Below are 22,919 nucleotides of genomic sequence, written 5' to 3' on the forward strand. Positions count from 1 at the left end.
GGAGTCGCTAAGAGGGCGGCATGGAAACATCTGCATCCCCTTTGCCCGTCGTCCGTCTGTTGCCCAAGGCCAATGCCCGCGCTGTGCGCCGTGGCTTTCCCTGGGTATATGCCAATGAACTGGTGGTCGACCGGCGCACTCGTGGGCTCGCGCCCGGTACCATCGCCATGCTTGAAGACAGCGAGCGCACACCGATGGGTCTGGTGGCGGTCAATCCGCAGTCCAAGATCATCTGCCGGATGCTTGATCCGGACGGTGAGGCGGAGCCAGATCAGGCCTGGTTTGCACAGCGCCTCAGCCGTGCGCTTTCGCTGCGTGCGCGCCTGTTTGATGCACCGTTCTATCGTTTGATCCATGCCGAGGCGGATGGGTTGCCCGGAGTGATTATCGACCGCTTTGGTGATGTCGCTGTGGTGCAGCCGAATGCGGCGTGGGCAGATGCGCTGCTCGAACCGCTTGTGGCGGCGCTGGTCGAGGTGACGGGCGTCACAACTGTGCTCAAGAATGCCGGCGGGCGTGGGCGGACCCTCGAAGGGTTGGACGATGCGGATGCCGTGCTGGTGGGCACCGCGCCTGTGGCACCGCTGCCCGTCGTGATGAACGGCGCGACCTATCTGGCCGATGTTACTGGCGGGCAAAAGACCGGCCTGTTCTACGATCAGCGGCCGAACCACACCTTTGCGCGGGAATTGGCGGATGGTGCGCGGGTTTTGGATATGTTCAGCCACGTCGGTGGTTTTGCGCTGGCCGCTCTGGCTGGTGGCGCTGTTTCGGCGCTGGCTGTCGACGGTTCCGCCCCGGCGCTGGAACTGGCCGAAGGTGGCGCGGCACAGATGGGGGCCACCGACCGGTTCACCACCCGCAAGGGCGATGCCTTTGACGTGCTGACCGCGCTGGGAGCCGAGGGCGCTGAATTTGACCTGGTGGTCTGCGATCCCCCTGCCTTTGCTCCGGCCAAACCGGCGCTTGAGGCCGGGTTGCGCGCCTACGAGCGTGTGGCCAAACTGGCCGCGCCGCTGGTAAGCGAAGGTGGATATCTGGTGCTGTGCTCGTGCAGCCATGCGGTGGATATGACGGCCTTTACTGGCGCGTGTTTGCGCGGCATCGGGCGGGCAGGGCGGCGGGCGCAACTGGTCCATTCCGGCGCAGCGGGCGCGGATCATCCGCTGATGCCGCAACTCGCCGAAAGCGGCTATCTCAAGGCGCTGTTCTTTCGGTTGTGAAAGTTCTGATCGACACCTGCGTGCTGTACCCGACCGTGATGCGCGAAATCGTGCTGGGGGTGGCCGCTACCGGCGCATTCACCCCGCTTTGGTCGGCGCGTATCCTCGAAGAATGGGCGCGGGCGGCACGCAAGCTTGGCCCCGGAGGTGAGGATCAGGCACGCGCTGAAATCGCCATTTTGCGCCGCGACTGGCCAATGGCCGAAGTGATCTGGCCGCCGTCGCTGGAGAAGCGCCTGTGGTTGCCCGACCCGGACGATGTCCATGTACTGGCCGCAGCGGTTGCGGGATCGGCTGATGTGATCGTGACCCTCAACGCTTCGGATTTCCCGCGCAACGTGCTGGGGGACGAGGGGCTGAGTCGTGCCGACCCGGATGCCTTTGTGCTGGGTCACTGGCGGGGCGCGCCGGATTTGGTAGCATCGGTTTGCAACAGTGTATTGGCCGAGGCGCAGCGCCTTTCGGGCCGCGATTGGGAAATGCGTGCATTGCTGAAAAAGGCACGGTTGCCGCGTCTGGCCAAGGCGCTGACAACTGCGGCTTGATGTCGTCCGGACCGGGGCAGGCTTGCGCAGCCGCCGCCTGCCTGATACTGCGCCCGAAACCCGATGCTTTCCCTCAGATACCGACGCGAGGTAGCGCGTGACCGCCCCTGTCCCCCGGCTTGAAATCCGCAATATCACCCGCCGGTTCGACGGTAAGGCGGTCGTGGACAACGTATCGCTCAGCATCCTTCCCGGTGATGTCACTTGTTTGCTTGGGCCGTCCGGATGCGGCAAGTCCACAACCCTGCGAATGATCGCCGGGGTCGAGATGCAGGATGTGGGTGAAATCTACGTCGATGGTCAGCTGCTTTGCGACACGCAGTTCCGGGTGCCACCCGAGCGCCGGTCGATCGGGTTGATGTTTCAGGATTTTGCGTTGTTCCCGCATCTGAGCGTTGGCCAGAACGTGGCCTTTGGCTTGCGCGGACAAAAGGTGGATACGCGCCGCCGGGTGTCAGAATTGCTCGACAGGGTTGGTTTGCTGCATTTCATCGACGCCTATCCGCACGAGTTGTCGGGGGGCGAACAGCAGCGGGTGGCGTTGTCGAGGGCGCTGGCGCCCAGGCCGCGCGTGATGCTGATGGATGAGCCGTTCTCGGGGCTCGACAACCGGTTGCGCGATGGTATCCGGGATGAGACTTTGGCGCTGCTCAAGGAAGAGGGCACCAGCGTTCTGCTGGTCACGCACGAGCCGGAAGAGGCGATGCGCATGGCTGACGAGATTGCGCTGATGCGCGATGGTCATATCGTACAGCGTGGCGCCCCCTACAACATCTACAACGCTCCGCTGGACAAAGAGGCTGTCGCATTCTTTAGTGATATCAATATTTTGCGTGGTAAAGTTCAAGGCGCTCTGGTTGATACCGCCTTTGGTCAGTTCCTTGCCCCCGGGGTGTCAGATGGCACCGGAGTTGAGATTGTATTTCGTCCGCAGCATGTTGGCATAGATTTTGACCGTGCAGGGCGTGGCCCCAACCCGACCGCAGTGCAGGGCGCGCCGGCGCGCGGCGTGGTCGAACGGGCCCGGTTCATGGGATCGGAAAGCCTGGTGGAATTTCGGATGGATCACGACGAAGCCGTGCTCAAGGCGACGGTGCCGAACGTGTTTCTGCCTAAGCGGGGGACGGCGATGTGGCTGACTGTGCGCCGCGACCGCTGTTTCGTTTTTGCGGCGGCTGACTGACGCCGCAGAAGGCCAGACTTTGACCCGTTACCGCCTTTACCGCGCCTGATAATCGGCAAGCCGCTTGCCGGGTTCGTCGACAAACAGACCGGGCAACGGCGACAGCTCTGCGATCCGGTCGATCCGCAGGCTGGCAAAATCGCCGGTATCTTCGTCCCAGACAATGCCGGTCCAGATACGTCCCCAGTAGTCGATATGCAGCGGGCGCACGGCATGCGCCGCTGCCTCACCGATCAACGCGATCCGCAATTTCTGACGTGCCCGGATCGCGGCTCGAAAGGCTGGCATGTGGCGAAATCCCTGCGCGGCCTCGGCAAAGGGATACGTCGCAAAGCCAAAGCGGCCCGGCGCGGCACCGGCATCCTCGGGCAGGACGGCGTCGATTTTGGCAGACAGCGCCGCCGCCGCAGATGCCAGATCGGGCAATGTTCCTGCCCCTACAGCGGCCAGACCCAGATGCAGCGCCTCAAGTTCGGTTTGGGTCAGATTCAGGGGGGGCAATGTGATGCTGGCATGCGCGGTATAGCCTGCGCCACGCGCGCCTGCGACGGGCACACCCGACGCGGCCAGCGTGTCCATGTCGCGATAGATCGTGCGTACTGACACGCCCAACGCGGTTGCCAGATCCTCGGCCCGGTGCAGTGATCCGTCCCGCAGTCGGGTCATGAGGGCATAGAGGCGGTCGGCGCGTTTCATCGGGGTGATTCTCTGACTGGTTTCAGCCAATACTGACAAAAACCTGTCAACTGACAACCTCTTGACAAAACCTGTGTGAAAATACCCGTCGGACGCGGCAAATAAGGCCCGTCAGGCGCTTTTCGATGCTGGCCAAAACCCTTAGATACCGGACAGAGATTTTACCGGGCCAAGGATGGCCCGCGATGTGAGGAGAGACACATGCTCAACAATATCGGCCTTCCCGGCCTTCTGCTGATTGCCGTCGTGGTGTTGGTGCTGTTCGGCCGCGGCAAGATTTCCAGCCTGATGGGCGAAGTGGGCAAAGGTATCACAGCCTTCAAAAAGGGTGTCAGCGACGGCTCCAAGGAGCTTGAGGACGAACAGGCCGAAGCGGCCAAGGACGTGACGCCCGAAACCGAGAAAGACAAGGTGTAAACCGCCATGTTCGATCTTGGCTGGACCGAGCTTCTGGTCATTGGCATCGTTGCGCTGATCGTTGTCGGCCCCAAGGATCTGCCGGTGCTGTTTCGCAACGTGGGACGGTTCATGGGCCGGGCCAAGGGCATGGCGCGCGAATTCAGCAAAGCGATGAACGACGCCGCCGATGACAGCGGCGTTCGGGATGTCGCCAAGACGTTCAAATCGGCCACCAACCCGATTGGCAGCGCGATGGACGGCATAAAGGATGCGGCAAAGTCGATGACCAACTTTGATCCCGACAGTGAAACCGGGAAATTGGCCAAGGAACGCGAGGCTGATCGCAAGAAGATCGAAGCCTCGACCGCGCGCGCCGCCGCCGACCGCAAAAAACGCGAAGCCGAAGCCGCTGCAAAGCGCGCAGACGAGTTGGACGCCGCCCTCAGGGCCGAGACAGCGCCAACAGCAACAGCACCGACCGAACCGGTCGCAAAGGGTGACGCATGAGCGCCAGTGACGAAATCGAGGACAGCAGCGCTCCGCTGATCGAGCATCTGGCCGAGCTGCGCACGCGTCTGATCCGCTGTGTTCTGGCATTCATCGTTGGAATCGTGCTGGCCTTTACGGTGGCCGAGCCGCTGTTGCAGTTCCTGCTGGGACCGATCGAAGAGACGCTGCGCGCGCTTGGCGATCCATCGCCGACAATGCAGTACACGTCGCCACAGGAATATCTGTTTACCCTGTTCCGCATTTCGATGGTGTTCGGGTTCGCGCTGGCGTTTCCGGTGATCTCATATCAGATGTGGCGGTTTGTGGCGCCCGGCCTGTACAAGACGGAAAAGGGGGCGTTTCTGCCGTTCCTGGTGGCATCGCCGTTTATGTTCTTTCTTGGCGCGGCCTTTGCGCATCTTGTGGTTACTCCTCTGGCGATGGCGTTTTTCCTGGGCTTTGCTGATGTCAGCTCGATCTTTGCCAATCTTCTGGCAGCGACGGTCGACAGGCTGCCCGATGGTACCCAAGTGCCCGCCGATCTGGCGGTGGTGCCTGAAACCGTCGATGGCGTGCGCATCACCTTTTTCGGCAAGGTGAACGAGTCACTGGATATAACCCTGAAATTCATCATGGCGTTTGGTCTGTGTTTTCAGTTGCCGGTTCTGCTGACGTTGATGGGCAAAGCCGGGCTGGTCAGCGCCGCCGGTCTGGGGGCTGTGCGAAAATATGCGATGGTTGGCATTCTGTTGCTGGCCGCTGTGGTGACGCCGCCGGATGTGACGACTCAGCTGATCCTGTTTGCCGTGGTCTATGGTTTGTACGAGATTTCGATTTTCCTGGTGCGCTATGTCGAAAGGGCGCGGGAAAAACGGATGCGGGCCGAAGGCACCTGGTTCGAGGATGACGAAGACGAAGATCCAGAAGCCGAGGACAAGACCCCGTGAGCAAACCATTGAAACGTATCGCAGAGGCGCTGGAACGGATGGCTCCGGCGCCGCTGAAAGCGCCGGATTTCGACGCGGCAGACGCCTTTGTCTGGCATGTCGCCCCCGACCGGCTGGAGCCGGTGCCAAAGGTGTCGCGCGTGGATATCTCGTTGTTGATCGGGGTCAACCGCAGCCGTGATACGCTGCTGGCCAATACCGAACAATTCGCCCGTGGCCTGCCTGCGAACAACGCCCTGCTTTGGGGTGCGCGGGGCATGGGGAAATCCAGCCTTGTCAAGGCGGTACATGCCGAAGTGCTGACGCGCGGCCATGCGCTCAAGATTGTGGAACTTCAGCGCGAGGATTTGCCAACCGTCGCGCGTCTGCTCAACCTGCTGCGGGCGTCGTCTGAGCGGTTCGTGCTGTTTTGCGACGATCTGTCATTTTCGAACGACGATCAGCATTACAAAAGCCTCAAGGCGGTGCTGGACGGCGGCATTGAAGGGCGTCCCGAGAATGTGGTGTTCTATGCCACCTCGAACCGTCGCCACCTTATGCCGCGCGATATGATCGAAAATGAACGGTCATCCGCGATTAGTCCGGCTGAGGCGGTTGAGGAAAAGGTTTCGCTGTCAGACCGTTTCGGACTGTGGCTTGGGTTTCATCCCTGCACACAGGACGATTATCTGGCGATGATTCAAGGGTATTGCGACGCCTATGGGCTGCGGATTTCCGAAGATCGTCTGCGCGCCGAAGCAATTGAGTGGCAGGCGACGCGCGGATCGCGATCTGGCCGGGTGGCCTGGCAGTTCTTTACCGACCTGGCGGGTCGGGAAGGGTTGGCTATCCAGTAATATCACTTTGCGCGCTGGAACAAATCCAGCGCGCAAAGTGATGGCGCCAGATGAATTTCTTACTGAAGATATTTCAGGGGATCGACGCTGTCGAACCCGTCGCGCACTTCGAAGTGCATCCGCGTGGGATCGCCGGCAAGCACCTTGCCGATGGTCTGCCCACGGCTGACAGCGTCGCCTTTTTTTACGGTCAGACTGTCGATATGGGTATAGACCGTTAGCAGGTTGTCGGGATGTTTGATCACCACAATCGGCACATTGTCGGTGTTGGTGGTGATCGCTGCGACTGAACCCGAGGCCGCCGCCTTGACCGCAGTGCCTGCCGACGCAGAGATATCGATGCCGTCGTTGCGACCCTTGGAATATTCGCGGATGATGTTGCCCTGAACCGGATAGGACATTCGCGCATTGCTGCTGGCGGTTTGCTTGCCGATGTCGGGCTTTGGGATCGCTGGGGCCGGGGTAGAGGCGGCGGGCGGTGTCTCGATCGGTAGCGGCCGCGATGCACTTGGCGGCACTGGCGTGATCGAGCCCTGACCAGGGGCGGGGCTCGACTCGACTTCGGCGACGACGGGCGTGCGGCGCTCACTACCGGGCAGAGTGACGGGGATCAGCAGATACTGGCCTTCGCGGATCGCAAAGTCCGAACCAAGCCCATTCCAGTCAGCCAGCGCGCGCGGGGTGACGTTGTAAAGCCGCGCGATAGTAAAGGCGGTCTCGCCACGCTTGACTTGATGGCGCACCGGCTCGACTCCGCCGGGCATGGTGGCCGGAGGCGTTGCAGGCGCCGCAGCGGTCGTCGAGGCGGGCGCTCGCTCAATCGCGCTTGACGCCAGTTCGGTGATGTCGATCTGGCCCGCCGGGCGGATCACGTCATTGGCGGGGGGCGGTGCGATTGCAGAACCGGCATCGACACGGCGCGGCAGGGCGATGATCTCACCCGCGCGCAGGTTGTCGTCGGTCTTGAGGCCGTTGAAGGCGGCGATTTCTGACACGGGCAGGCCGACACGCGCGGCAAGGCTGGTCACTGAATCACCGCGTTGAGCGACAGCGACCTGATAATTCGGGTAGCTGAGAATGCCGCGACTGTCAGGCGCCGGGCGCGACTCCGTGGCATTGCGCGCCGCCTGCGACGTATCAACCGAACCACCCATCCTCCCGCGCAGGTCAAAATCCAGCGGCTCTGAGGAACATGCCGCCAGAGACATCACAACCAGCGTCGAACCGCAAAGCAGCAGCGAAGATCGGGTACGGGGGGTCACTTGGGTCATCTCGATGTCCTCTGGCGCGTCCCTTGTTTCGGCGCGGATGCCGGGACGTCTTGGAGTAAATTTCGGCGTCAGCTGTCCTTGCCCAGACCTTCCACCAGCGGCACAAAGCGCACGGGGCGCAGTTCATCATAGTCGAAACCCGTTTCAGATCGCGTGACCCGGATCAGGCTTTGTACTGTGTCCGACTGACCCACGGGCAGTACCATGATACCGCCGATTTTCAACTGGGCCAAGAGGGGGCCGGGCGGGTCTTCCGCAGCGGCAGTGACCAGAATCCGATCAAACGGCGCCTGATCGGGCAGCCCGTGTGATCCGTCTGCGGTAAAGGCGGTAATATTGTTCAGGCTAAGAGTATCGAACACGGCGCGCGCCTCGCGCACCAAACGCATGTGACGGTCAACGGTGTAGACACGGCGCGCCAGACACGACAGGATTGCCGCCTGATATCCCGATCCGGTTCCAACCTCGAGCACCTTGTCACGGCTGGTGATTTTCAGCGCCTGTGTCATCAGCCCCACGACCGAGGGTTGCGAAATGGTCTGACCGCAGGCAATCGGCAGCGGCATGTCATCGTAGGCGCGTTCAGCGAAATAGCCACGGATGAACGGACCGCGGTCGATTTTTTCCATAGCAGACAGCACGGCGTGATCGGTCACGCCCTTGGAGCGGAGCGCATAGAGGAACTGCATCTTGCGTTCCGCGTCCTCGATCATGGGCGGCGGTTCCGGGTCATGACAGCGCTTTGTCCAGGGTTGGCAGGGCGTCATGCGCCGTCAGATCCGCGCGCATCGGAGTGATCGAGATATAGCCGTCCAGATTGACCTGTGCGTCCGCGCCGTCCTGTGTCGGTGCGCGCTGATCGCCGCCCCGAATCCACAAAAACCGACGCCCCGACGGCGAAATCTGTGGTTCGGTCGAAAAACAGGTGCCCTGACGCAGGCCCTGCGGCGCGGCGCGGGTGCCTTTCACAGCATTGGCAGGCACAGGCGGGAAATTGACGTTATAAAACAGCCGATATGGCGTTGCAGCAGAGTCGGTGTGATCAAGAATGCTGCGAATGGTGGCAGCGCCGTGCTGGCGGGCGGCTTCGAACGGATCGTCAAGCTGTGCGTTGTCGGGGCCGTAATATTGCGACAGGGCAATGGCGGGAAGACCCTGAAGCGCGGCCTCCATCGCGCCGCCAAGCGTGCCGGAATAGAGTGCATTCTCGGCCGAGTTGTTGCCACGGTTGACACCGGACAGCACCAGATCCGGTTGCGCGTCCTTTAGCACGTCATGCAGCGCGACCAGCACACAATCAGCCGGGCTGCCTTCGGCGGCAAAACGGCGCGGGGCCAGTTCCGCAACCATCATCGGGCGGGTGTAGCTGATGCAATGGCCAACGCCGGATTGCTCGAACGCGGGGGCCACGGTCCAGACTTCGCCGTCGGGGCCCGCCAGATCTGTGGCGATTTCGGTCAGGACCTCAAGGCCCGGCGCGTTGATGCCGTCGTCGTTTGTGATGAGAATGCGCATGAAGCCGCCCGTTTGTGCCTGCTGGCTTCGTGCATATGCGAGCATGCGCCGGGGGGCAAGCCGGGCAGGGAGATGCGGGCCCCAGGTGTGGCACAGGGGGCGATGTTGCCTTCAGGATCGGCGTGCTGACCGCCGGGGTCCGGTCGGATGTCGTGATCCGGTCGCTGTGTCGACATCAACGCATGCAGCACATTGGCGCTAAGGTGTCAGCGCCGGGAAGGTAACGGTGACGCACAGGCCGGGCGCGTTGTCCGATAAGGCGATCGTGGCGTTGTGTCGGTCCGCGACTGCCTTGGCCAGCGCGAGGCCAAGGCCGCTGCCAGTGTCGCTGCGCGGTGCGCTGCCGCGAAAGAACGGATCGAACACTCGTTCCCGGTCGTCGGGCGGAATGCCGGGGCCGTTGTCAGAAACTGTCAGTGTCACCGCGCCGGTGTCCCGCGTCAGCGCCACAGTCAGCGCCGCGCCAGGTGGCGTGTGGGTCACCGCGTTCTGCAACAGGTTGACCAGCATCTGCGTCAGCATCTGCGCGTCGCCTGCCACCATGAATTTGGTTGGTATGGCAGGGGTCAGGGTCAGCGTTTGGTTGTTGTCCTCGGCCACGGCGCGAAATGTCTCGGCCAGATCGGCCACCAGCGGGCCAAGATCCATCGGTGTCACACCCTTGTCACTGCCATGCGCCTCGATCCGCAGAATACGCAGGATCGTCTCAAAGGTGGTGTTGAGGCTGGCCAGATCCTCTTGCGAACTGTCGAGCGCTGCGCGCGGATCGCGACCGGCATCAAGCGCGCGCGTGGCCTCTTCCAACCCCAGATAGGCGCGGGCCAGCGGCGTCTTGAGGTCATGCGCGATGGCGGCAGCACTGGCGCGGGTCGAGGTCATCAGTTTTGACAACCGGTCCAGATGGGTGTTCATCCGCCGCGAAATCCGGTCGATCTGGTCATTGTCGGGCGATACGGTCAGCCGTGCGGCCATGTTGCCCTGCGATACCTGATCGAGTGTGACCTCCATCCCCTGCAATTTTCGCAGGGATTGGCGGCTGATGAGATAGCCAGTGGTCAGGATCGCCACCAGCACCAGAGCGCCACTCAGCAGCAGGGCGCGCAGTAGCGTCTGCTCTGTCGTCTCAACCAGATCAAGGCTGCGACCTACGACCAGCGTGGTACCCGACAGGGCCATGGACGTGATATAATAGGGTTGGCGTCCATAGGTCTGATACCGCCCGCTTTCAGTGCGGTGGCCCATGGTCAGTACCTCGCGCGACCAGCCCAGCACATCCGGCGCGGTCGAGATATTGCCAGCCAGCCGCGCGCCCGTGCGATCAAATAGGGCAGCAGCGCGCGGACTGGCGGCGTCGTCAAACGCCTCTAGCCGCGTCAGTGCGCTGCGCAGGGCGGCGGGGCCACTGTCCTGCAGGATGGCGTTGAACAGCAGTTGTTCTTGCCGGATCTGGCTTTGAAGGACGCCGATCATCGTTGATTGCACGTAGAAATACGCCGAAGCCCCGGTGGCGCCCAACACAACCAGAACGATGCCTGCCGACAGCAGCGCGCCCTTGAATGCCGCACCCGACAGGACATTGCCGGGCAGCAGACGGGCAGACAGGGATCTAACGCGGGCCATGTAACGAATAGCCCGAGTTGCGCAGGGTGTGCAGCAGTGGCACGTCAAACGGCTTGTCAATCTTGGCGCGCAGGCGGCTGATGTGGGTTTCGACGACGGTGGTGCCGGGTTCAAAGTTAAAGTTCCAGACCCTCTCGAGCAGCATGGTGCGGGTCACGACGCGCCCGGCGTTGCGCATCAGAACTTCGAGCAGGGAAAATTCCTTGGACTGAAGTTCGATCACCGTGCCCTGCCGTTCAGCGGTCCGGGTCAGCAGATCCAGCGTAAGGTCATGCACGGTAAGGCTTGTGACCTCGCTCTGGTCCTTCTGCCTGCGTGTGGTCGCGGCCATCCGCGCCAGAAGTTCCGAGAAATGGAACGGTTTGACCAGATAATCGTCACCGCCTGCCGCCAGCCCCTCGACCCGGTCATCGACATCTCCCATGGCTGACAGAAAGATCACCGGGATATCCTTGCGCGCGGCCCGCAGCGCCTTGAGCACCGACAACCCGTCCATGCCGGGCATCATCCGATCAAGAATGGCAAGGTCGGGGGTGTTATAGAGGCAAAAGCTCAGTGCATCGCGGCCATCGGCGACATGTTCGACATTGTGTCCATGTTCGGCCAGACCCGAGGTGATGTAATCGGCCATCTTGAGATCGTCTTCGGCAAGAAGAATATGCACGGGTGTTTGTTTCCAGAGTTGCTGCGCCGGGACAGGGTAGCGCGGGACGCAGAGAAGCCCAAGCAGAGTTCGGATGAAGCGGTTCAGCGAACCCCAGATCCAATTGAACCAGCGCCAGTGCGCGGGCACGGTTTGCACCTCCATCAAAACGGACAACCATCATCTCATTCAAAAGATGCGCCGCCCCCGGTCCCGTTCTCTGGGAAGGCGGGCGGTGTCAGATCACATCGAGACTAATTCACTTCATATTACCCCTCCGCCCGTGCGGCCTAGGCTGAGCGCTGATATCATCGATCGCGGTATCCGGATGGTGGGGCACGAATGGCCTGAACAGTACATCAACCGTATCGACCCTAATGGTGAGTGCAGGCCACCGATAGGCCCGGCATTGCACCGCACAGTGGCTCTGGGCTGACAACTCCCCCTCTCGGAACACTGCTGCACAAACCACGCCACCCAGCCGAACGACGAGGTATGGAGATAGGCAGTATCACACAGGGCACCGTCTTTCGGCTTTGAAACAATCCACAGCACCGCCTCCGGCGCGCCTTTCACCCCCAAAGCCCGAAAATGGCAAAATCAATCCACCCGTAAAAAGGCGAGGATGACCATGCGTGGCCTTGGTCGGATTTTCCGCTGGCCTCCCGAGTGTCGCTTTGCTAGATACCCAGAAGTTAGGGGCGCTTGCGCCGCAACTGTCGTGCGGGTGTGGCGGAATTGGTAGACGCACCAGATTTAGGTTCTGGCGCCTATGGCGTGGGGGTTCGAGTCCCTTCACCCGCACCACTTTGAAAATGCTGACTTATTTTCGCTAGTGCAGAAAAATCTGGTAGTTGTCCAAGGTCGGTTTTGCACATTGTTTTGCACATTCACGATTTGGGCGCGATTTGTTCCCGCGCCATCTGAGCCCGCTTGCCCTCTTTTCCTGCGATGCTCGGTCGCGATATTTCTGGACCATCTCCAGCGTCTTGTGGCCAGTGACCGATTGGATCTCCGAGTCGCTGGACCCAGCCTCTGCCAGTTCAACAGCGGCGTTATATCGCCAGCCGTGGGGCACCAGCCGCCCGGCGCCGTGCATAGCGCCTATTTCCGTCCTGACTGCCTCTACGGCCCCTTGCACCTGCCGTTTGCCAATGGGCTGCGTCAGGTTCTTTGCCAGAATGTGCGCGCCGCGTTTCGGCGCCGTGGCGAGATAGTTTTGCAGCCGCGAAGGGCAGTAGATCCGCAGATGCGCGCCAGTCTTTTCCTGCACGACCCGCATCACGCCGCTGTCAAAGTCGGACCACCGCATCTTGACGCAATCGCCCAGTCGCTGGCCGGTGCCGATGGCCAGCTCATAGGCTGTTCGGGCGATATGGGCGTCGATCTCGGTGCACTTGGCTTCGTAGGCTCTCAGTGCGGCAGCAGGCCACGGCTCGTACTCCCCGCCCTTCAGCTTCGAAACATCTACCACTGGGTTGCGGTCTATCTATTCCAGATCCACGGCGCGGCGGCACAGGGCAGACAGGACGTTCGCCTTTGACCAGGTGTCCTGCAGGGCATCCCGTGCGGCGATGGCATGTGAGCGGTGAAACCCTCGCATGTCCTTCGGTCCGTTCTTCTCTCGGATCGCCTCGCAGTGGCGTCGATAGTCGGCCTTCGTGCCTTTGCCCAGATCCTGAAACTCGGGGCTTTGAAAGTAGCTGATGATCAGGGCGTCCCAAGATGTCTTGACCGGCCCTGTCGATGTGCATTCAAAATTGACCCGGTGTGATCAACTAAAACTGACCCAGGTCAGAGGTGGCAAAGCCCACAGGCGAGCGGCCGCCAAATAGCAAGCTCGTCTGTGGGCTTTGTTTTTGGTGTTTCAGGTTTTCTGGCGGGATTTGCTTTGGGCGAAGCGATCGGATGTGTTGCCGGTTTCGATGATGCTGCAGTGGTGTGTGACCCGATCAAGCAAGGCAGTTGTCATCTTGGCATCGCCAAACACAGAGACCCATTCGCCGAACTCGAGATTGGTCGTGATGATGACGCTGGTCGTTTCAGACAGCTTGCTGATCAGATGGAACAGCAGTGAGCTGCCGGATTTTGGGAACGGGATATAACCAAGCTCGTCGATGATCACGCATTCCAGGGCGGTCAACTGCTTGATGATTTTTCCGGTATTTCCGTCGGCCTGTTCCAGGATCAAGGCATTGATCAGATCGACGGCGTTGTAGAATCGAACCCTCTTGCTCTGATTGATCAGGCTGGTTCCCAAGGCGATTGAGATGTGCGTTTTGCCGGTTCCAGTCCCGCCGACGAGGATGATGTTGTGCGCGTCCTTGGTGAATTGACCAGAGCAGAACGGGTCGATCTGCGCCTTGGTGATGGTTGCAGCGCCATAATCGAAGGTAGCAAAGTCCTTGTGGTGGGGGAATTTGGCAATGCGCATCTGATACTGAATGGACCGCACCCGGCGTTCCTGGGTTTCCGCTGCGATCAAGGTCTTCAACGCTGTCATCAGGCTGGGCGGCGTGCGCGAGGCCAGCAAGTCTGCCGCGCAGGCCGCCATGCCATGAAGTCTGAGGGCAGCGAACTGGTCGATGATGGCGTTCATGCAGCAACCTCCCCGGCGGCACACAGCGTCTCATATCGCTTGCAATCTGCCTCGGGGCGCAAGGTCAGCTGCGGGTAAGCATGGGTGTTGACCAGCGGGGGAATGACGGGTTCCAGCAACTGATTGATCAGGTTGATGATGGCAGGCAGGGTGTGTTGTTCGACAGCCAGATCGCAGGCCGTCTCGACCACGTCGATGCCATGTGTCAGCGCCAGAAGCAGCAGGTCGACGAATTCCCGATCCCCCTCTTTCCCGCGCATGTAATGGTCCTTGATTTGCGCCATCGCCTTGGGCAATTCCCAACCACTGAAGGGCGCGCCATCACGCAGGGCGCCGGGCGTGCGATCGAGCAGGGGAACATAGTGCCACGGCTCGAAATAACTGATATTGCGTGTAAAATGGCGCTTGTGGTCGGCGACAATCTCCTTGCCCGCAACCACGACAATCCGATCAGCATAGGCGCGCAACGAGACATGGCGCCCCGCGTGTTCGGACGGCACGGGGTAGCGATTGCTGTCATATTGCACCAGACATGTCGATCGGACCCGCACAGTCTTTTCGACATAGCCATCAAAGGGGCGGCCCAGCGGACGTAACTCTCTCTGCTCATCCGCAAAAACAGCGGCAATCGTGCGATCCTGCTGATCGGGATGCAGGCGATTGGCCAGCGCCTTGCAGCGCAGGTGCAGCCAGGCATTCAGCTCATCCAGATCGTCAAAGGCAAGCCTTGGACAGAACAGCTCGCCGCGGAGGAACTGGACCTGGTTCTCGACCTGACCCTTCTCCCAGCCCGAGGCGGGAGTGCAAGCAACAGGTTCGATGACATAGTGGTTCATCAAGGCCAGAAAGCGTGGATGAAAGATCCGATCCTTCGACCGTGAGACATAGGTCACCATGGTTTTGGGGTTATCAATGATCACCCGGCGCGGGACGCCGCCAAAGAACGACAGTGCCCGCACAAAGGCATCAAGCACCATTTCCTGCTTCTCGTTCTGATAGGCCACGACAAACGGCTTGCGGCTGTGGCATAGCCGGAAATGGGCCACGTGAACCTTCTGCTCGACGCCGCCCAGAACGACATGTTCCTCACTCCAATCGAACTGAAGCGCATCGCCCATCAAGAAATACTGGACTTGCCACGCAAAAGTTCCGGTCTCTCAGCTCATGTTAGGAGGCCGTCTCTCGAAAGCCAAGGGACTTTTCCCGCCAAGGGATGAATGCCGTCTTCGCGGGTTGTAGAACCCATTGATGTATTGGAATATTGCTCCTTCTGCTTGTCTGCGGGTCGCCCATTTCTGACGCCAGATCAGTTCGGCTTTCAGAGATTTGAAGAAGGTCTCGACCATGGAATTGTCATAACAATTTCCCTTGCCGCTCATTGAGACCAGAAATCCATGCTGCTTCAGACTTTTCTGATAGTCACCTGAACAGTATTGAGAGCCACGATCCGTATGATGGATACAGCCTTTGGGTGGCTTTCGCAGCCCTACTGCCATGTCTAATGCCTTGATGGCCAGGTCCCGCTTCATCCGGTTACTGACCGCCCAGCCAATGACCCGGCGGGAGTAAAGATCGATGATCACTGCCAAATACAGCCATCCCTCGCTCGTCCAGATGTAGGAAATGTCCCCTGCCCATTTTTGGTTTGGGCCATCAGCAGAGAAGTCCTGATCAAGAAAGTTGGGGGCGACATTGAAGGCGTGATTGCTGTTAGTCGTGACTTTATGTTTACGGGTTCGAATAACCTTGATCGCGTTCTCACGCATCAACCGGCCTACCCGGCGGTGCCCGACAACAAGACCGAGATCGCGCAGTTCCTCCGTCATGCGAGGTCGGCCGTAGCTTTGCAGGCTAAGGCGGTGTTGTTCTCTGATATGGGCCAACAGCACCATGTCATCTCGCTGGCTTCGGCTGATAGGGCGGATCTTCCAGGCGCGAAACCCACGGGAAGTTACCCGCAAAACGCGGCATAGAAACTCAATGGGCCAGATCTTCTTCCAGGTGTCGATAAAGGCAAACCTCACGCCTTTTGGCCTGCGAAGAAGATCGTCGCCTTCTTTAACACTTCCCTCTCCTCGCGGAGTAGCCGGTTCTCTTTGCGAAGGCGGGCGTTCTCCTTCTCCACATCCTCATGCGGGCCGGACATCAGGTCATCATTCTGATGGTGTTGAACCCACTTGTTCAGTGTCGAAACACCAACCCCTAAATCAGACGCAATCTGAGGTCGCGTCAGTCCACTGCTTGTTGCAATGCGAACCGCATCACGTCTGAACTCGTCGCTGTATCTTGGTGCCAATTTGTGTCTCCTTCATTGCGAATATCGCTCGAAAGAGACCGGAACTAAATCGGGACAAGTCCAGTTCAGTGTTCGACGGTACTTGTCCTGTGTGTTTTCCCTGATCTGAGCAAACTTGTAGTAGCGCTCCGCAACTTTCGTGATCGTGTCCGGTGATCGGGCCACCCGCGCGATCTTACGTTCTAGACGTTGCTTGCTCAGGTCGAACTCATCTCTGTCTTCCGGGTCGCGCGGAGGCGTTATGTCAGGTCCGAAATGAGAGTTGAGCACATCAACCAAACGGTCATGGTACTCATCGTCGTCCATGGGTGACAGGATGCGAGGAAGAAAGCGAACGGCCTCCTGTACACGCGTGCTCGCCGCCCCGACCAACGCCCGGTATTGTGGGTAGGGCGGGAGCGTTATTCGTGGCGGGTCGGTATCTGAGGCTTCTACATGCGCTATTAGAGTTTCCAGAAACGCCGGGTCACATTGGTTTTCAGCTCGTTCGCTTTCTAGGCCAGCCATTAATCGGGCCGCGCTCTCCCACGGGCGTTCGCGTGCTTCAGCGGTCAGGGATAGTGATTTTGGGTCCTCACCGAAGGACTCGGGGTCATCGCAATTATTGTCAGACAGCCACTGGCGATAGGCCGTGTCAGAGGCAACGTCTTTTGCTGACTGTCCAGCTTCGCGGGTCCGACGGGTCTCGGATTTTCGATCTCGGAGCTTTTCCGGGTCCTTCAAAGACAACAGAAGGGCGTCGTGTTCCTTGGTCAGTTCTCGCACGCGGTCGACAGCAGGCACGTAGTCCGCACCCAGTGGCTGACGCCATTTCTTGGCACCTAGGGTGTCCTGAAAGTCGAGCGGGACTTTGCGCTGGTAGTAGTACCTACCGCGCTCGAAAAGCAGGTGTGGAATTTTGTCTGAAGCCATGCTCGGTACCGAAAAACACCTTTTGGGTACCGAAAATCGGCCCATCTGGCTCCTAGGGTAGCAGGAACTGTAATATTTTTCAATAAGATGGAGTGTATGGTGGGCGACCCTGGAATCGAACCAGGCGTGCGTCTCCGCGAGGGAGTTACAGTCCCCTGCCACACCTTGCGGCCTGTCGCCCACTGTTGCGATGGCCGGTGGCCTGCAACGTGAGGGGGTGATTACTAGCGGCTCTCTGCGGCGTCAACTGGAAAATCCATCGAAAATACCTTGCGGTGCCCTGCGTGGACGCGCATGGTCCCGCGCGTTCAGGAAAGGGCCGGAGAATGGTGAAAAAACCGAAATGGGTGGTCGAGAAAGAGCAGGCGCGCAAGGCTTCGGCGGCGGAAACCGTGTGGCTCTTTGGATTGCATGCGGTGCGAGATGCGCTGATGAACCCGAAACGCGAAAAGCTGCGGCTGGTTGTGACGCTGAATGCGCAGGACAAGTTGGCGGACGCCATTGCCGGCGCAGATATCGAGCCTGAGATCAGCGATCCGCGCCGGTTTGCTGCGCCGCTGGACCCGCAATCAGTGCATCAGGGGGCCGCACTTGAGGTTAAACCGCTGAATTGGGGCCGACTCGACGAGGTGGCGCTGGGGGCGGGGACGATCCCGCCGCGCGTGCTGCTGCTTGATCGGGTGACGGACCCGCATAATGTCGGCGCAATCCTGCGATCCGCTGAGGTGTTTGGCGCCTGCGCCGTGATTGGCACGTTGCGTCATTCTGCGCCCGAGACCGGTGCCCTGGCCAAGACCGCCAGCGGCGCGCTGGAGCGTCAACCCTATCTGCGCGAACGCAATCTGGCGGACGCGATGGAGCGGCTGCGCGGTATGGGATATCTGCTGCTGGGTCTGGATGGCGCGGCGGATCAAAGCATCGAGGCTGCACTGGACGGTAAGCGCGACCGCGCCGTGGCTTTGGTGCTGGGGGCTGAGGGGCCGGGGCTGCGGCAAAAGACCAAGGACACCTGCGACGCATTGGTGCGGATCGACTTTGCAGATTCCTTTGGATCACTGAACGTGTCAAATGCGGCGGCGGTCGCCTTGTATGCGTCGGTACGGCGCTGAGACGGCGAGCGTTTTAGGGGCAAGCGCGGTCTGACGGTCATTTAGGCATCGCGGAGCAGACCGCGCCTGTGCGTTGGTGCAGTGCAGGTCTGCAGCGCGGCGTGTCAGGTCGCTCTGGTCAAGCGGGGCGGGGTGGCGTATCTGGCGGTCAGAAAATACTGGAGGCCACATGGCGGAATTTGAGACACCAGGTCCGGTCGAAGAGAACTGGAAGGATGCCATTTCCTCGGTCGAGGAGATAATTGAGGACGCGCGCAACGGGCGCATGTTCATTCTGGTTGATCACGAGGATCGCGAGAATGAGGGTGATCTGGTTATCCCCGCGCAATGGGCGACGCCGGATGCGATCAACTTTATGGCGATGCACGGGCGTGGGCTGATCTGCCTGGCGATGCCGTCTTCGCGGATCGACCAGCTGGGTCTGACACTGATGAGTTCCAACAACTCGTCGCGGCACGAGACCGCCTTTACCGTGTCGATCGAGGCGCGCGAAGGCGTGACCACTGGTATTTCGGCGGCTGATCGGGCGCGGACCGTGGCTGTTGCGATTGACGCGTCTAAAGGCGCTCAGGATATCGCAACGCCGGGGCATGTGTTCCCGCTGCGGGCCAAGAACGGCGGTGTTTTGGTACGTGCCGGCCATACCGAGGCCGCAGTCGATGTGAGCCGTTTGGCGGGGCTGAACCCGGCAGGCGTGATCTGCGAGATCATGAACGAAGATGGAACCATGTCGCGGTTGCCGGAACTTGTGGCCTTTGCCCAGCGCCACAACATCAAAATCGGCACGATCAGCGATCTGATATCCTACCGTCGTCGCAACGATAATCTGGTACGGGTGCGCAAGGATGAGACCATTACCAGCGAGTTCGGCGGTGAGTGGAACATGCGAATTTATGCCGATGAAACCCACGGCGATGAACATATCGTTCTGACCAAGGGCGATCTTTCGGGGGATGCGCCGGTTCTGGTGCGAATGCACGCGATGGATCCGCTGCTGGACGTTGTGGGCACCGGTCCCAAGGGACGCGCAGACGAATTTCAGGCTGCAATGATGGCCGTTGCGGATGCGGGGCGTGGCGTCGTCGTGCTGCTGCGCGACACGTCGATGAAGATCGATGCACATGACGAGGTGTCGCCAAAAACGCTGCGGCAATACGGCCTTGGCGCGCAGATCCTGTCGTCACTGGGACTGTCACGGCTGACGCTTCTGACCAATTCTCCGACGCCCAAGATTGTCGGGCTCGAGGCGTATGGCCTTGAAATTGTTGGAACCCGCAAGATATCGGATCTGGGTTGATGGCCGCGAACGAACAGCATTACACCCTGCCACGGGCAGAATTCAGCAAGCCGGTCAAATTGCTGATTGTGGTGGCGCCGTATTATCGTGACATCGCGGATGAAATGATCGCAGGCGCGCGGGTCGAGATCGAGGCGGCGGGCGGCACCCACGAAACGGTCGAAGTGCCCGGCGCGCTTGAGGTGCCGACGGCGATCGGCATTGCCGAACGTTTGTCGCATTTCGACGGTTACGTGGCCTTGGGCTGTGTGATCCGGGGTGAGACGACGCATTATGACACGGTGTGCAACGATTCGTCGCGGGGGCTGACTCTGCTTGGCCTTCAGGGGTTGTGCATTGGCAATGGCATCCTGACGGTCGAAAACAGGGCCCAGGCCGAAGCCCGTGCAGAAGCGGCGGGCCAGAACAAGGGCGGCGGTGCCGCAGCGGCGGCCTTGCATCTTATTGCGCTCAGCCGTAAGTGGGGCGGCCAGCGCGAGGGGGTGGGCTTCAAACCATCCCGTGACGAATTCCAGATCGCTGGCGACAGCAAAGGCAAAACCACCGCATGACCACCGACCCCGCCGAACAGCCTGACGCCCGAACCACAGCGGGTAAGGCACCGTCCAAACGTGACCGGAAATCTGCGTCGCGGCTGTATTCCGTGCAGGCGCTGTTCCAGATGGAGCATTCCAGCCAGACAGTGGATCAGGTGAGGAATGAATTCCTCGATCATCGGTTCGGCGCCGTCTACGACGGAGATGAGATGATGGAGGGCGATGTGGGGCTGTTTTCGGCGCTGCTGGATGGCGCGGTGTCGATGCAAGCCAAAATCGACCAGATGACGGACCGGGCCTTGGTGGCAAAGTGGCCGATTGCGCGGATCGACCCGACGCTGCGGGCGCTGTTTCGTGCGGCAGGGGCAGAACTGCTGGCCGACACGACGCCGCCCAAAGTGGTGATCGTGGAATTTGTCGACGTCGCCAAAGCGTTCTTTCCCGATGGCAAGGAACCTAAATTCGTCAACGCTGTGCTTGATCATATGGCGCGCGAGGCCAAGCCCGAAGCGTTCTGATCCCTACAAGCCGAAATTTATGGCCCGAACGGCGCTGGTAACGCCGCCGTAGCGTGTGGGATTAGCACGCCCACCTTTTGCAGTTTCTCATACCGAGGTCATAGGCCCTGTCGCGAGGACTGCGCCGGTTGGGGCACCTGTCGGCGATCCGCCCGGCGGCTCGTCACTGATCGCGAGCGTCAGATGCGCTGCTTGCGCACGCAAGGGCGCGGGCAACGTCAGGGTCATCGACCGGTCTTGCGGTAAAACACCCAGCGACACCGGCGGCGTTCCCTCGGCAATGGCCCACAGCTCTAGTACCCGGCCGGGAGCGGGCGCGCCGACGGTGCGGGTCAATTGGAGGGCCGCGTTGGTTGGGTCAAACACGGTCTGAATGCGCAGCGACTGATCTCCGGCAGAGATTTCTGAGATCAGCAGAGGCGCGGTGCGCACAGAGGTGTGGTGCGAAAACTGCCAGACTTGCCATGTTATGGCTGCGGCCACAGCGAGCGATACAAAGCTGAGCCCTTGCCGCAATCTAGATTGCCGCCAGAAGGGCAGCGGTTGTTGCTGGCCAAAAAGCTGCTCCGTCAAGCCACGCAACAGTGACGACGGCGGACGCGCAGCCTCTACCTGCTCATCAAGACGTGAAAACCGCGTCGCCCAGAAGATCACATGATTCATCAAAGCCGGATCGCGAGCCAGGCGCGTTTCAAATACCGATTGTTCGTCTGCAGGCAGCAAGTGCAGCACATATTCGGCTGCCAATAGGTCATCGTTCGGGCGATCAGCCGAGGGGGATGTCATTGTTGTAAATCCTCACTTTTTGACCGACGTGAACCATCAGTGGCCCGTGAAGGACGGTGGTCCCCCTGAATTTCTGTCGACTGTTTCGCTCACTCATGGTCAAAATGCACGTCCATCAAATCACCACATTGTCTGGCAAGTAGGCGCGATGCTCACCTAGCCGATCGCCAAGGACTGCGCAGAACCAGACTATGGTTGGTTGGCGCGCTTCTGCGATCTTGCGGTTCATCGTCTGCCTTTCCGTTAATATGGTTCAGCCGGGACGCGCACGATTTGCTTGCCTCGATGTTCAACACACGGAGCGGACCCGTAAAAAGTTTCGCAGCATGTGAAAGGCAGCTTTCCTGGACCTCGCGCGAATGCCGGAATGCCGCCAGGTAAATGTCAAAGCCGCAGGCCCGGGCTAGGTCGGCAGCGTAGGAAGTTGGATTTTGTTCATAAGTTGAGAAAGTTTCAAAAAATTATTTTAAATAAAATCAGATAGTTCCAAACTTTCGAGAAATAATTCGCGTGACGGCGAAACTTTGCCAGTCGGTTTGACGTGAACTTATTGTGGGGGCGAAGATGGGGATCGACGCGAATGCTGCTGAAATACTTTAACACGTTTGGTGAACTGGCGCGGGGCCGTTGCCATTCATTGGCGGGGCGCACCACGACCGGCGCACTAAACGAGGTCAAGGTAGGTCTGACTCGAAACGAGCTTGAAAATCTATTCGGGGATCTGCTGGGACGGACTGCGTCGACCTAGATGTTCAGAGGAGTTGCGTCGGGACCGGGGCGATCTGCCGCGCCGGACCGACCAGCCCCTCACACCGCTGAAGCGGGGCAGAAGCGGCGGGAACCACCACAACCGTGGGGTTTTCTCATTCCCGAGGACCTGTATGTACAGGTGGGCGTCAGGTAACCGAACCAGGGCCCGGACAGAGCCAACTCCCTCGGAATTGCTTAAGGCCACCGGAATGCAACCATGAACGAGAAGGGCAGAACCCGCCTTGGGCATAGATAGGAGCGGTGGATGCGCGCGACAAGGGGCATTTTCAGGAACCTTCGTGTGTTTGTTCTAATGATACTCGCGGAGGGGATGTTTGCGGGCCGTTTGCAATCTGGACAGTTTTCGGCGCGCGGCGTTTGCCGCCATCTAGCCAGCCACGGCTTTGCCGTGATGAAAGAATTTGTGCCGCAGCGTTTGCGCCGGGTTGATGTGATCGCGCCGGGTCCGTTTCCGATGAAAAACACCCGTTCGCGAGCGGAGAAATCCGGCGCTTGAGACAGGGGCGAGCGCCCTTCCGATCAGACTTTGCGAGTTTGCTGCGGTGCGAGAAGGATCTTTGCGAGTTTACGGAGGGTCTCCTGTCCAAAGTGGAATGAGATGGGTTCCCATGGGCGTTGTTGCACAACTCTGACCGGATATGCCACCTGCCACAACATATTGGCCGATTGCGGCTATGACGCCGATTGGTCCCGTGAAGCCGTTGAAATAAGGGGATCTCGGCATGCGA

At 60.1% G+C, this 22,919-nt stretch carries 24 protein-coding genes, 2 tRNA genes and 1 pseudogene; 14 read left to right on the plus strand and 13 right to left on the minus strand.

Going from position 1 to position 22,919, the window contains the following annotated elements; translation table 11 throughout:
• Positions 1–20: 20 nt before the first annotated feature.
• From IMCC21224_RS08690 to IMCC21224_RS08700, 3 genes are all read left to right on the plus strand, one after another.
• On the plus strand, positions 21–1,223 hold the full coding sequence (locus IMCC21224_RS08690) for an RSP_2647 family RNA methyltransferase (RefSeq protein ID WP_047995013.1): 1,203 nt from the start codon (positions 21–23) through the stop codon (positions 1,221–1,223).
• A complete protein-coding gene (locus IMCC21224_RS08695; RefSeq protein WP_047995014.1) occupies positions 1,220–1,768 on the plus strand; it encodes an RSP_2648 family PIN domain-containing protein in 549 nt (182 codons plus the stop codon). Before IMCC21224_RS08690 ends, IMCC21224_RS08695 begins: the two co-directional genes overlap by 4 nt.
• Positions 1,769–1,865: 97 nt before the next feature.
• The gene (locus tag IMCC21224_RS08700; RefSeq protein WP_047995015.1) at positions 1,866–2,951 is read left to right on the plus strand and encodes an ABC transporter ATP-binding protein; all 1,086 of its coding nucleotides are present in this window, start codon (positions 1,866–1,868) and stop codon (positions 2,949–2,951) included.
• A gap of 36 nt (positions 2,952–2,987) precedes the next feature.
• Here IMCC21224_RS08700 and IMCC21224_RS08705 read toward each other — a convergent pair whose 3' ends face one another.
• Positions 2,988–3,647, minus strand: coding sequence for a YafY family protein (locus IMCC21224_RS08705; protein ID WP_047995016.1), 660 nt, complete (start codon positions 3,645–3,647; stop codon positions 2,988–2,990).
• A gap of 201 nt (positions 3,648–3,848) precedes the next feature.
• Between IMCC21224_RS08705 and IMCC21224_RS08710 the strand changes: the two genes are divergently transcribed.
• From IMCC21224_RS08710 to IMCC21224_RS08725, 4 genes are read left to right on the plus strand one after another with little or no spacing between them, the layout of a single operon-like run.
• Entirely contained in the window at positions 3,849–4,064 is a 216-nt protein-coding gene (locus tag IMCC21224_RS08710) for a twin-arginine translocase TatA/TatE family subunit (protein ID WP_047995017.1), read from the plus strand.
• A gap of 6 nt (positions 4,065–4,070) precedes the next feature.
• Positions 4,071–4,553: a Sec-independent protein translocase protein TatB gene (gene tatB / locus IMCC21224_RS08715; RefSeq protein ID WP_047995018.1), complete on the plus strand. Its 483-nt coding sequence runs from the start codon at positions 4,071–4,073 to the stop codon at positions 4,551–4,553.
• A complete protein-coding gene (locus IMCC21224_RS08720) occupies positions 4,550–5,482 on the plus strand; it encodes a twin-arginine translocase subunit TatC (RefSeq protein ID WP_047995019.1) in 933 nt (310 codons plus the stop codon). The genes tatB and IMCC21224_RS08720 overlap by 4 nt, the downstream gene beginning before the upstream one ends.
• Positions 5,479–6,318: an ATP-binding protein gene (locus tag IMCC21224_RS08725; protein ID WP_231582048.1), complete on the plus strand. Its 840-nt coding sequence runs from the start codon at positions 5,479–5,481 to the stop codon at positions 6,316–6,318. The genes IMCC21224_RS08720 and IMCC21224_RS08725 overlap by 4 nt, the downstream gene beginning before the upstream one ends.
• A gap of 59 nt (positions 6,319–6,377) precedes the next feature.
• Here the strand turns inward: IMCC21224_RS08725 and IMCC21224_RS08730 are convergent, their stop codons facing one another.
• From IMCC21224_RS08730 to IMCC21224_RS08750, 5 genes are all read right to left on the minus strand, one after another.
• A complete protein-coding gene (locus IMCC21224_RS08730; RefSeq protein WP_047995020.1) occupies positions 6,378–7,589 on the minus strand; it encodes a LysM peptidoglycan-binding domain-containing protein in 1,212 nt (403 codons plus the stop codon).
• Positions 7,590–7,657: 68 nt separating this feature from the next.
• Positions 7,658–8,302, minus strand: a complete 645-nt coding sequence (locus tag IMCC21224_RS08735) for a protein-L-isoaspartate(D-aspartate) O-methyltransferase (protein WP_047995021.1) — start codon at positions 8,300–8,302, stop codon at positions 7,658–7,660.
• 16 nt (positions 8,303–8,318) lie between these two features.
• A complete protein-coding gene (gene surE / locus IMCC21224_RS08740) occupies positions 8,319–9,104 on the minus strand; it encodes a 5'/3'-nucleotidase SurE (protein WP_047995022.1) in 786 nt (261 codons plus the stop codon).
• A gap of 198 nt (positions 9,105–9,302) precedes the next feature.
• Positions 9,303–10,724, minus strand: coding sequence for a HAMP domain-containing sensor histidine kinase (locus IMCC21224_RS08745; protein ID WP_047995023.1), 1,422 nt, complete (start codon positions 10,722–10,724; stop codon positions 9,303–9,305).
• Positions 10,711–11,388, minus strand: a complete 678-nt coding sequence (locus IMCC21224_RS08750; RefSeq protein ID WP_047996995.1) for a response regulator transcription factor — start codon at positions 11,386–11,388, stop codon at positions 10,711–10,713. The genes IMCC21224_RS08745 and IMCC21224_RS08750 overlap by 14 nt, the downstream gene beginning before the upstream one ends.
• Positions 11,389–12,090: 702 nt before the next feature.
• On the opposite strand from IMCC21224_RS08750, the gene IMCC21224_RS08755 reads away from it, so the two are divergent.
• Positions 12,091–12,174, plus strand: a tRNA-Leu gene (locus IMCC21224_RS08755).
• 25 nt (positions 12,175–12,199) lie between these two features.
• Here the strand turns inward: IMCC21224_RS08755 and IMCC21224_RS08760 are convergent.
• From IMCC21224_RS08760 to IMCC21224_RS27720, 6 genes are all read right to left on the minus strand, one after another.
• The gene (locus IMCC21224_RS08760) at positions 12,200–12,841 is read right to left on the minus strand and encodes a tyrosine-type recombinase/integrase (RefSeq protein WP_053078934.1); all 642 of its coding nucleotides are present in this window, start codon (positions 12,839–12,841) and stop codon (positions 12,200–12,202) included.
• 393 nt (positions 12,842–13,234) lie between these two features.
• Positions 13,235–13,966, minus strand: a complete 732-nt coding sequence (gene istB, locus IMCC21224_RS08765; RefSeq protein WP_047995024.1) for an IS21-like element helper ATPase IstB — start codon at positions 13,964–13,966, stop codon at positions 13,235–13,237.
• Positions 13,963–15,084, minus strand: a complete 1,122-nt coding sequence (istA, locus tag IMCC21224_RS08770; RefSeq protein WP_047995025.1) for an IS21 family transposase — start codon at positions 15,082–15,084, stop codon at positions 13,963–13,965. Before istA ends, istB begins: the two co-directional genes overlap by 4 nt.
• A 39-nt stretch (positions 15,085–15,123) precedes the next feature.
• A protein-coding gene (locus tag IMCC21224_RS08775; RefSeq protein ID WP_156178119.1) for an IS3 family transposase occupies positions 15,124–16,262 on the minus strand; the annotation gives its coding sequence in 2 pieces (ribosomal slippage) (positions 15,124–16,022 and positions 16,022–16,262; 1,140 coding nt in all).
• Between the two features lie 12 nt (positions 16,263–16,274).
• A complete protein-coding gene (locus IMCC21224_RS08785) occupies positions 16,275–17,174 on the minus strand; it encodes a DUF6538 domain-containing protein (protein ID WP_047995026.1) in 900 nt (299 codons plus the stop codon).
• Between the two features lie 97 nt (positions 17,175–17,271).
• Positions 17,272–17,355, minus strand: a tRNA-Tyr gene (locus IMCC21224_RS27720).
• Between the two features lie 145 nt (positions 17,356–17,500).
• Here IMCC21224_RS27720 and IMCC21224_RS08790 point away from each other — a divergent pair.
• The 4 genes from IMCC21224_RS08790 (at position 17,501) to nusB (ending at position 20,634) form a co-directional block, all read left to right on the plus strand.
• Positions 17,501–18,283, plus strand: a complete 783-nt coding sequence (locus IMCC21224_RS08790) for an RNA methyltransferase (RefSeq protein WP_047995027.1) — start codon at positions 17,501–17,503, stop codon at positions 18,281–18,283.
• A gap of 169 nt (positions 18,284–18,452) precedes the next feature.
• Positions 18,453–19,580, plus strand: coding sequence for a 3,4-dihydroxy-2-butanone-4-phosphate synthase (gene ribB / locus IMCC21224_RS08795; protein ID WP_047995028.1), 1,128 nt, complete (start codon positions 18,453–18,455; stop codon positions 19,578–19,580).
• Entirely contained in the window at positions 19,580–20,131 is a 552-nt protein-coding gene (locus tag IMCC21224_RS08800) for a 6,7-dimethyl-8-ribityllumazine synthase (RefSeq protein WP_047995029.1), read from the plus strand. Before ribB ends, IMCC21224_RS08800 begins: the two co-directional genes overlap by 1 nt.
• On the plus strand, positions 20,128–20,634 hold the full coding sequence (gene nusB, locus IMCC21224_RS08805) for a transcription antitermination factor NusB (RefSeq protein WP_047995030.1): 507 nt from the start codon (positions 20,128–20,130) through the stop codon (positions 20,632–20,634). Before IMCC21224_RS08800 ends, nusB begins: the two co-directional genes overlap by 4 nt.
• Positions 20,635–20,721: 87 nt before the next feature.
• Here the strand turns inward: nusB and IMCC21224_RS08810 are convergent, their stop codons facing one another.
• Entirely contained in the window at positions 20,722–21,420 is a 699-nt protein-coding gene (locus IMCC21224_RS08810; RefSeq protein WP_047995031.1) for an anti-sigma factor domain-containing protein, read from the minus strand.
• Between the two features lie 580 nt (positions 21,421–22,000).
• Between IMCC21224_RS08810 and IMCC21224_RS27725 the strand changes: the two genes are divergently transcribed.
• Together IMCC21224_RS27725 and IMCC21224_RS28465 are read left to right on the plus strand one after the other, a co-directional pair.
• The gene (locus tag IMCC21224_RS27725) at positions 22,001–22,168 is read left to right on the plus strand and encodes a hypothetical protein (protein ID WP_156178195.1); all 168 of its coding nucleotides are present in this window, start codon (positions 22,001–22,003) and stop codon (positions 22,166–22,168) included.
• A gap of 333 nt (positions 22,169–22,501) precedes the next feature.
• Positions 22,502–22,639, plus strand: a pseudogene (locus tag IMCC21224_RS28465) (DNA repair protein MmcB-related protein); the annotation flags it as partial.
• Positions 22,640–22,919: the final 280 nt, after the last annotated feature.

Source organism: Puniceibacterium sp. IMCC21224 (assembly GCF_001038505.1).
Classification (GTDB): domain Bacteria; phylum Pseudomonadota; class Alphaproteobacteria; order Rhodobacterales; family Rhodobacteraceae; genus Puniceibacterium.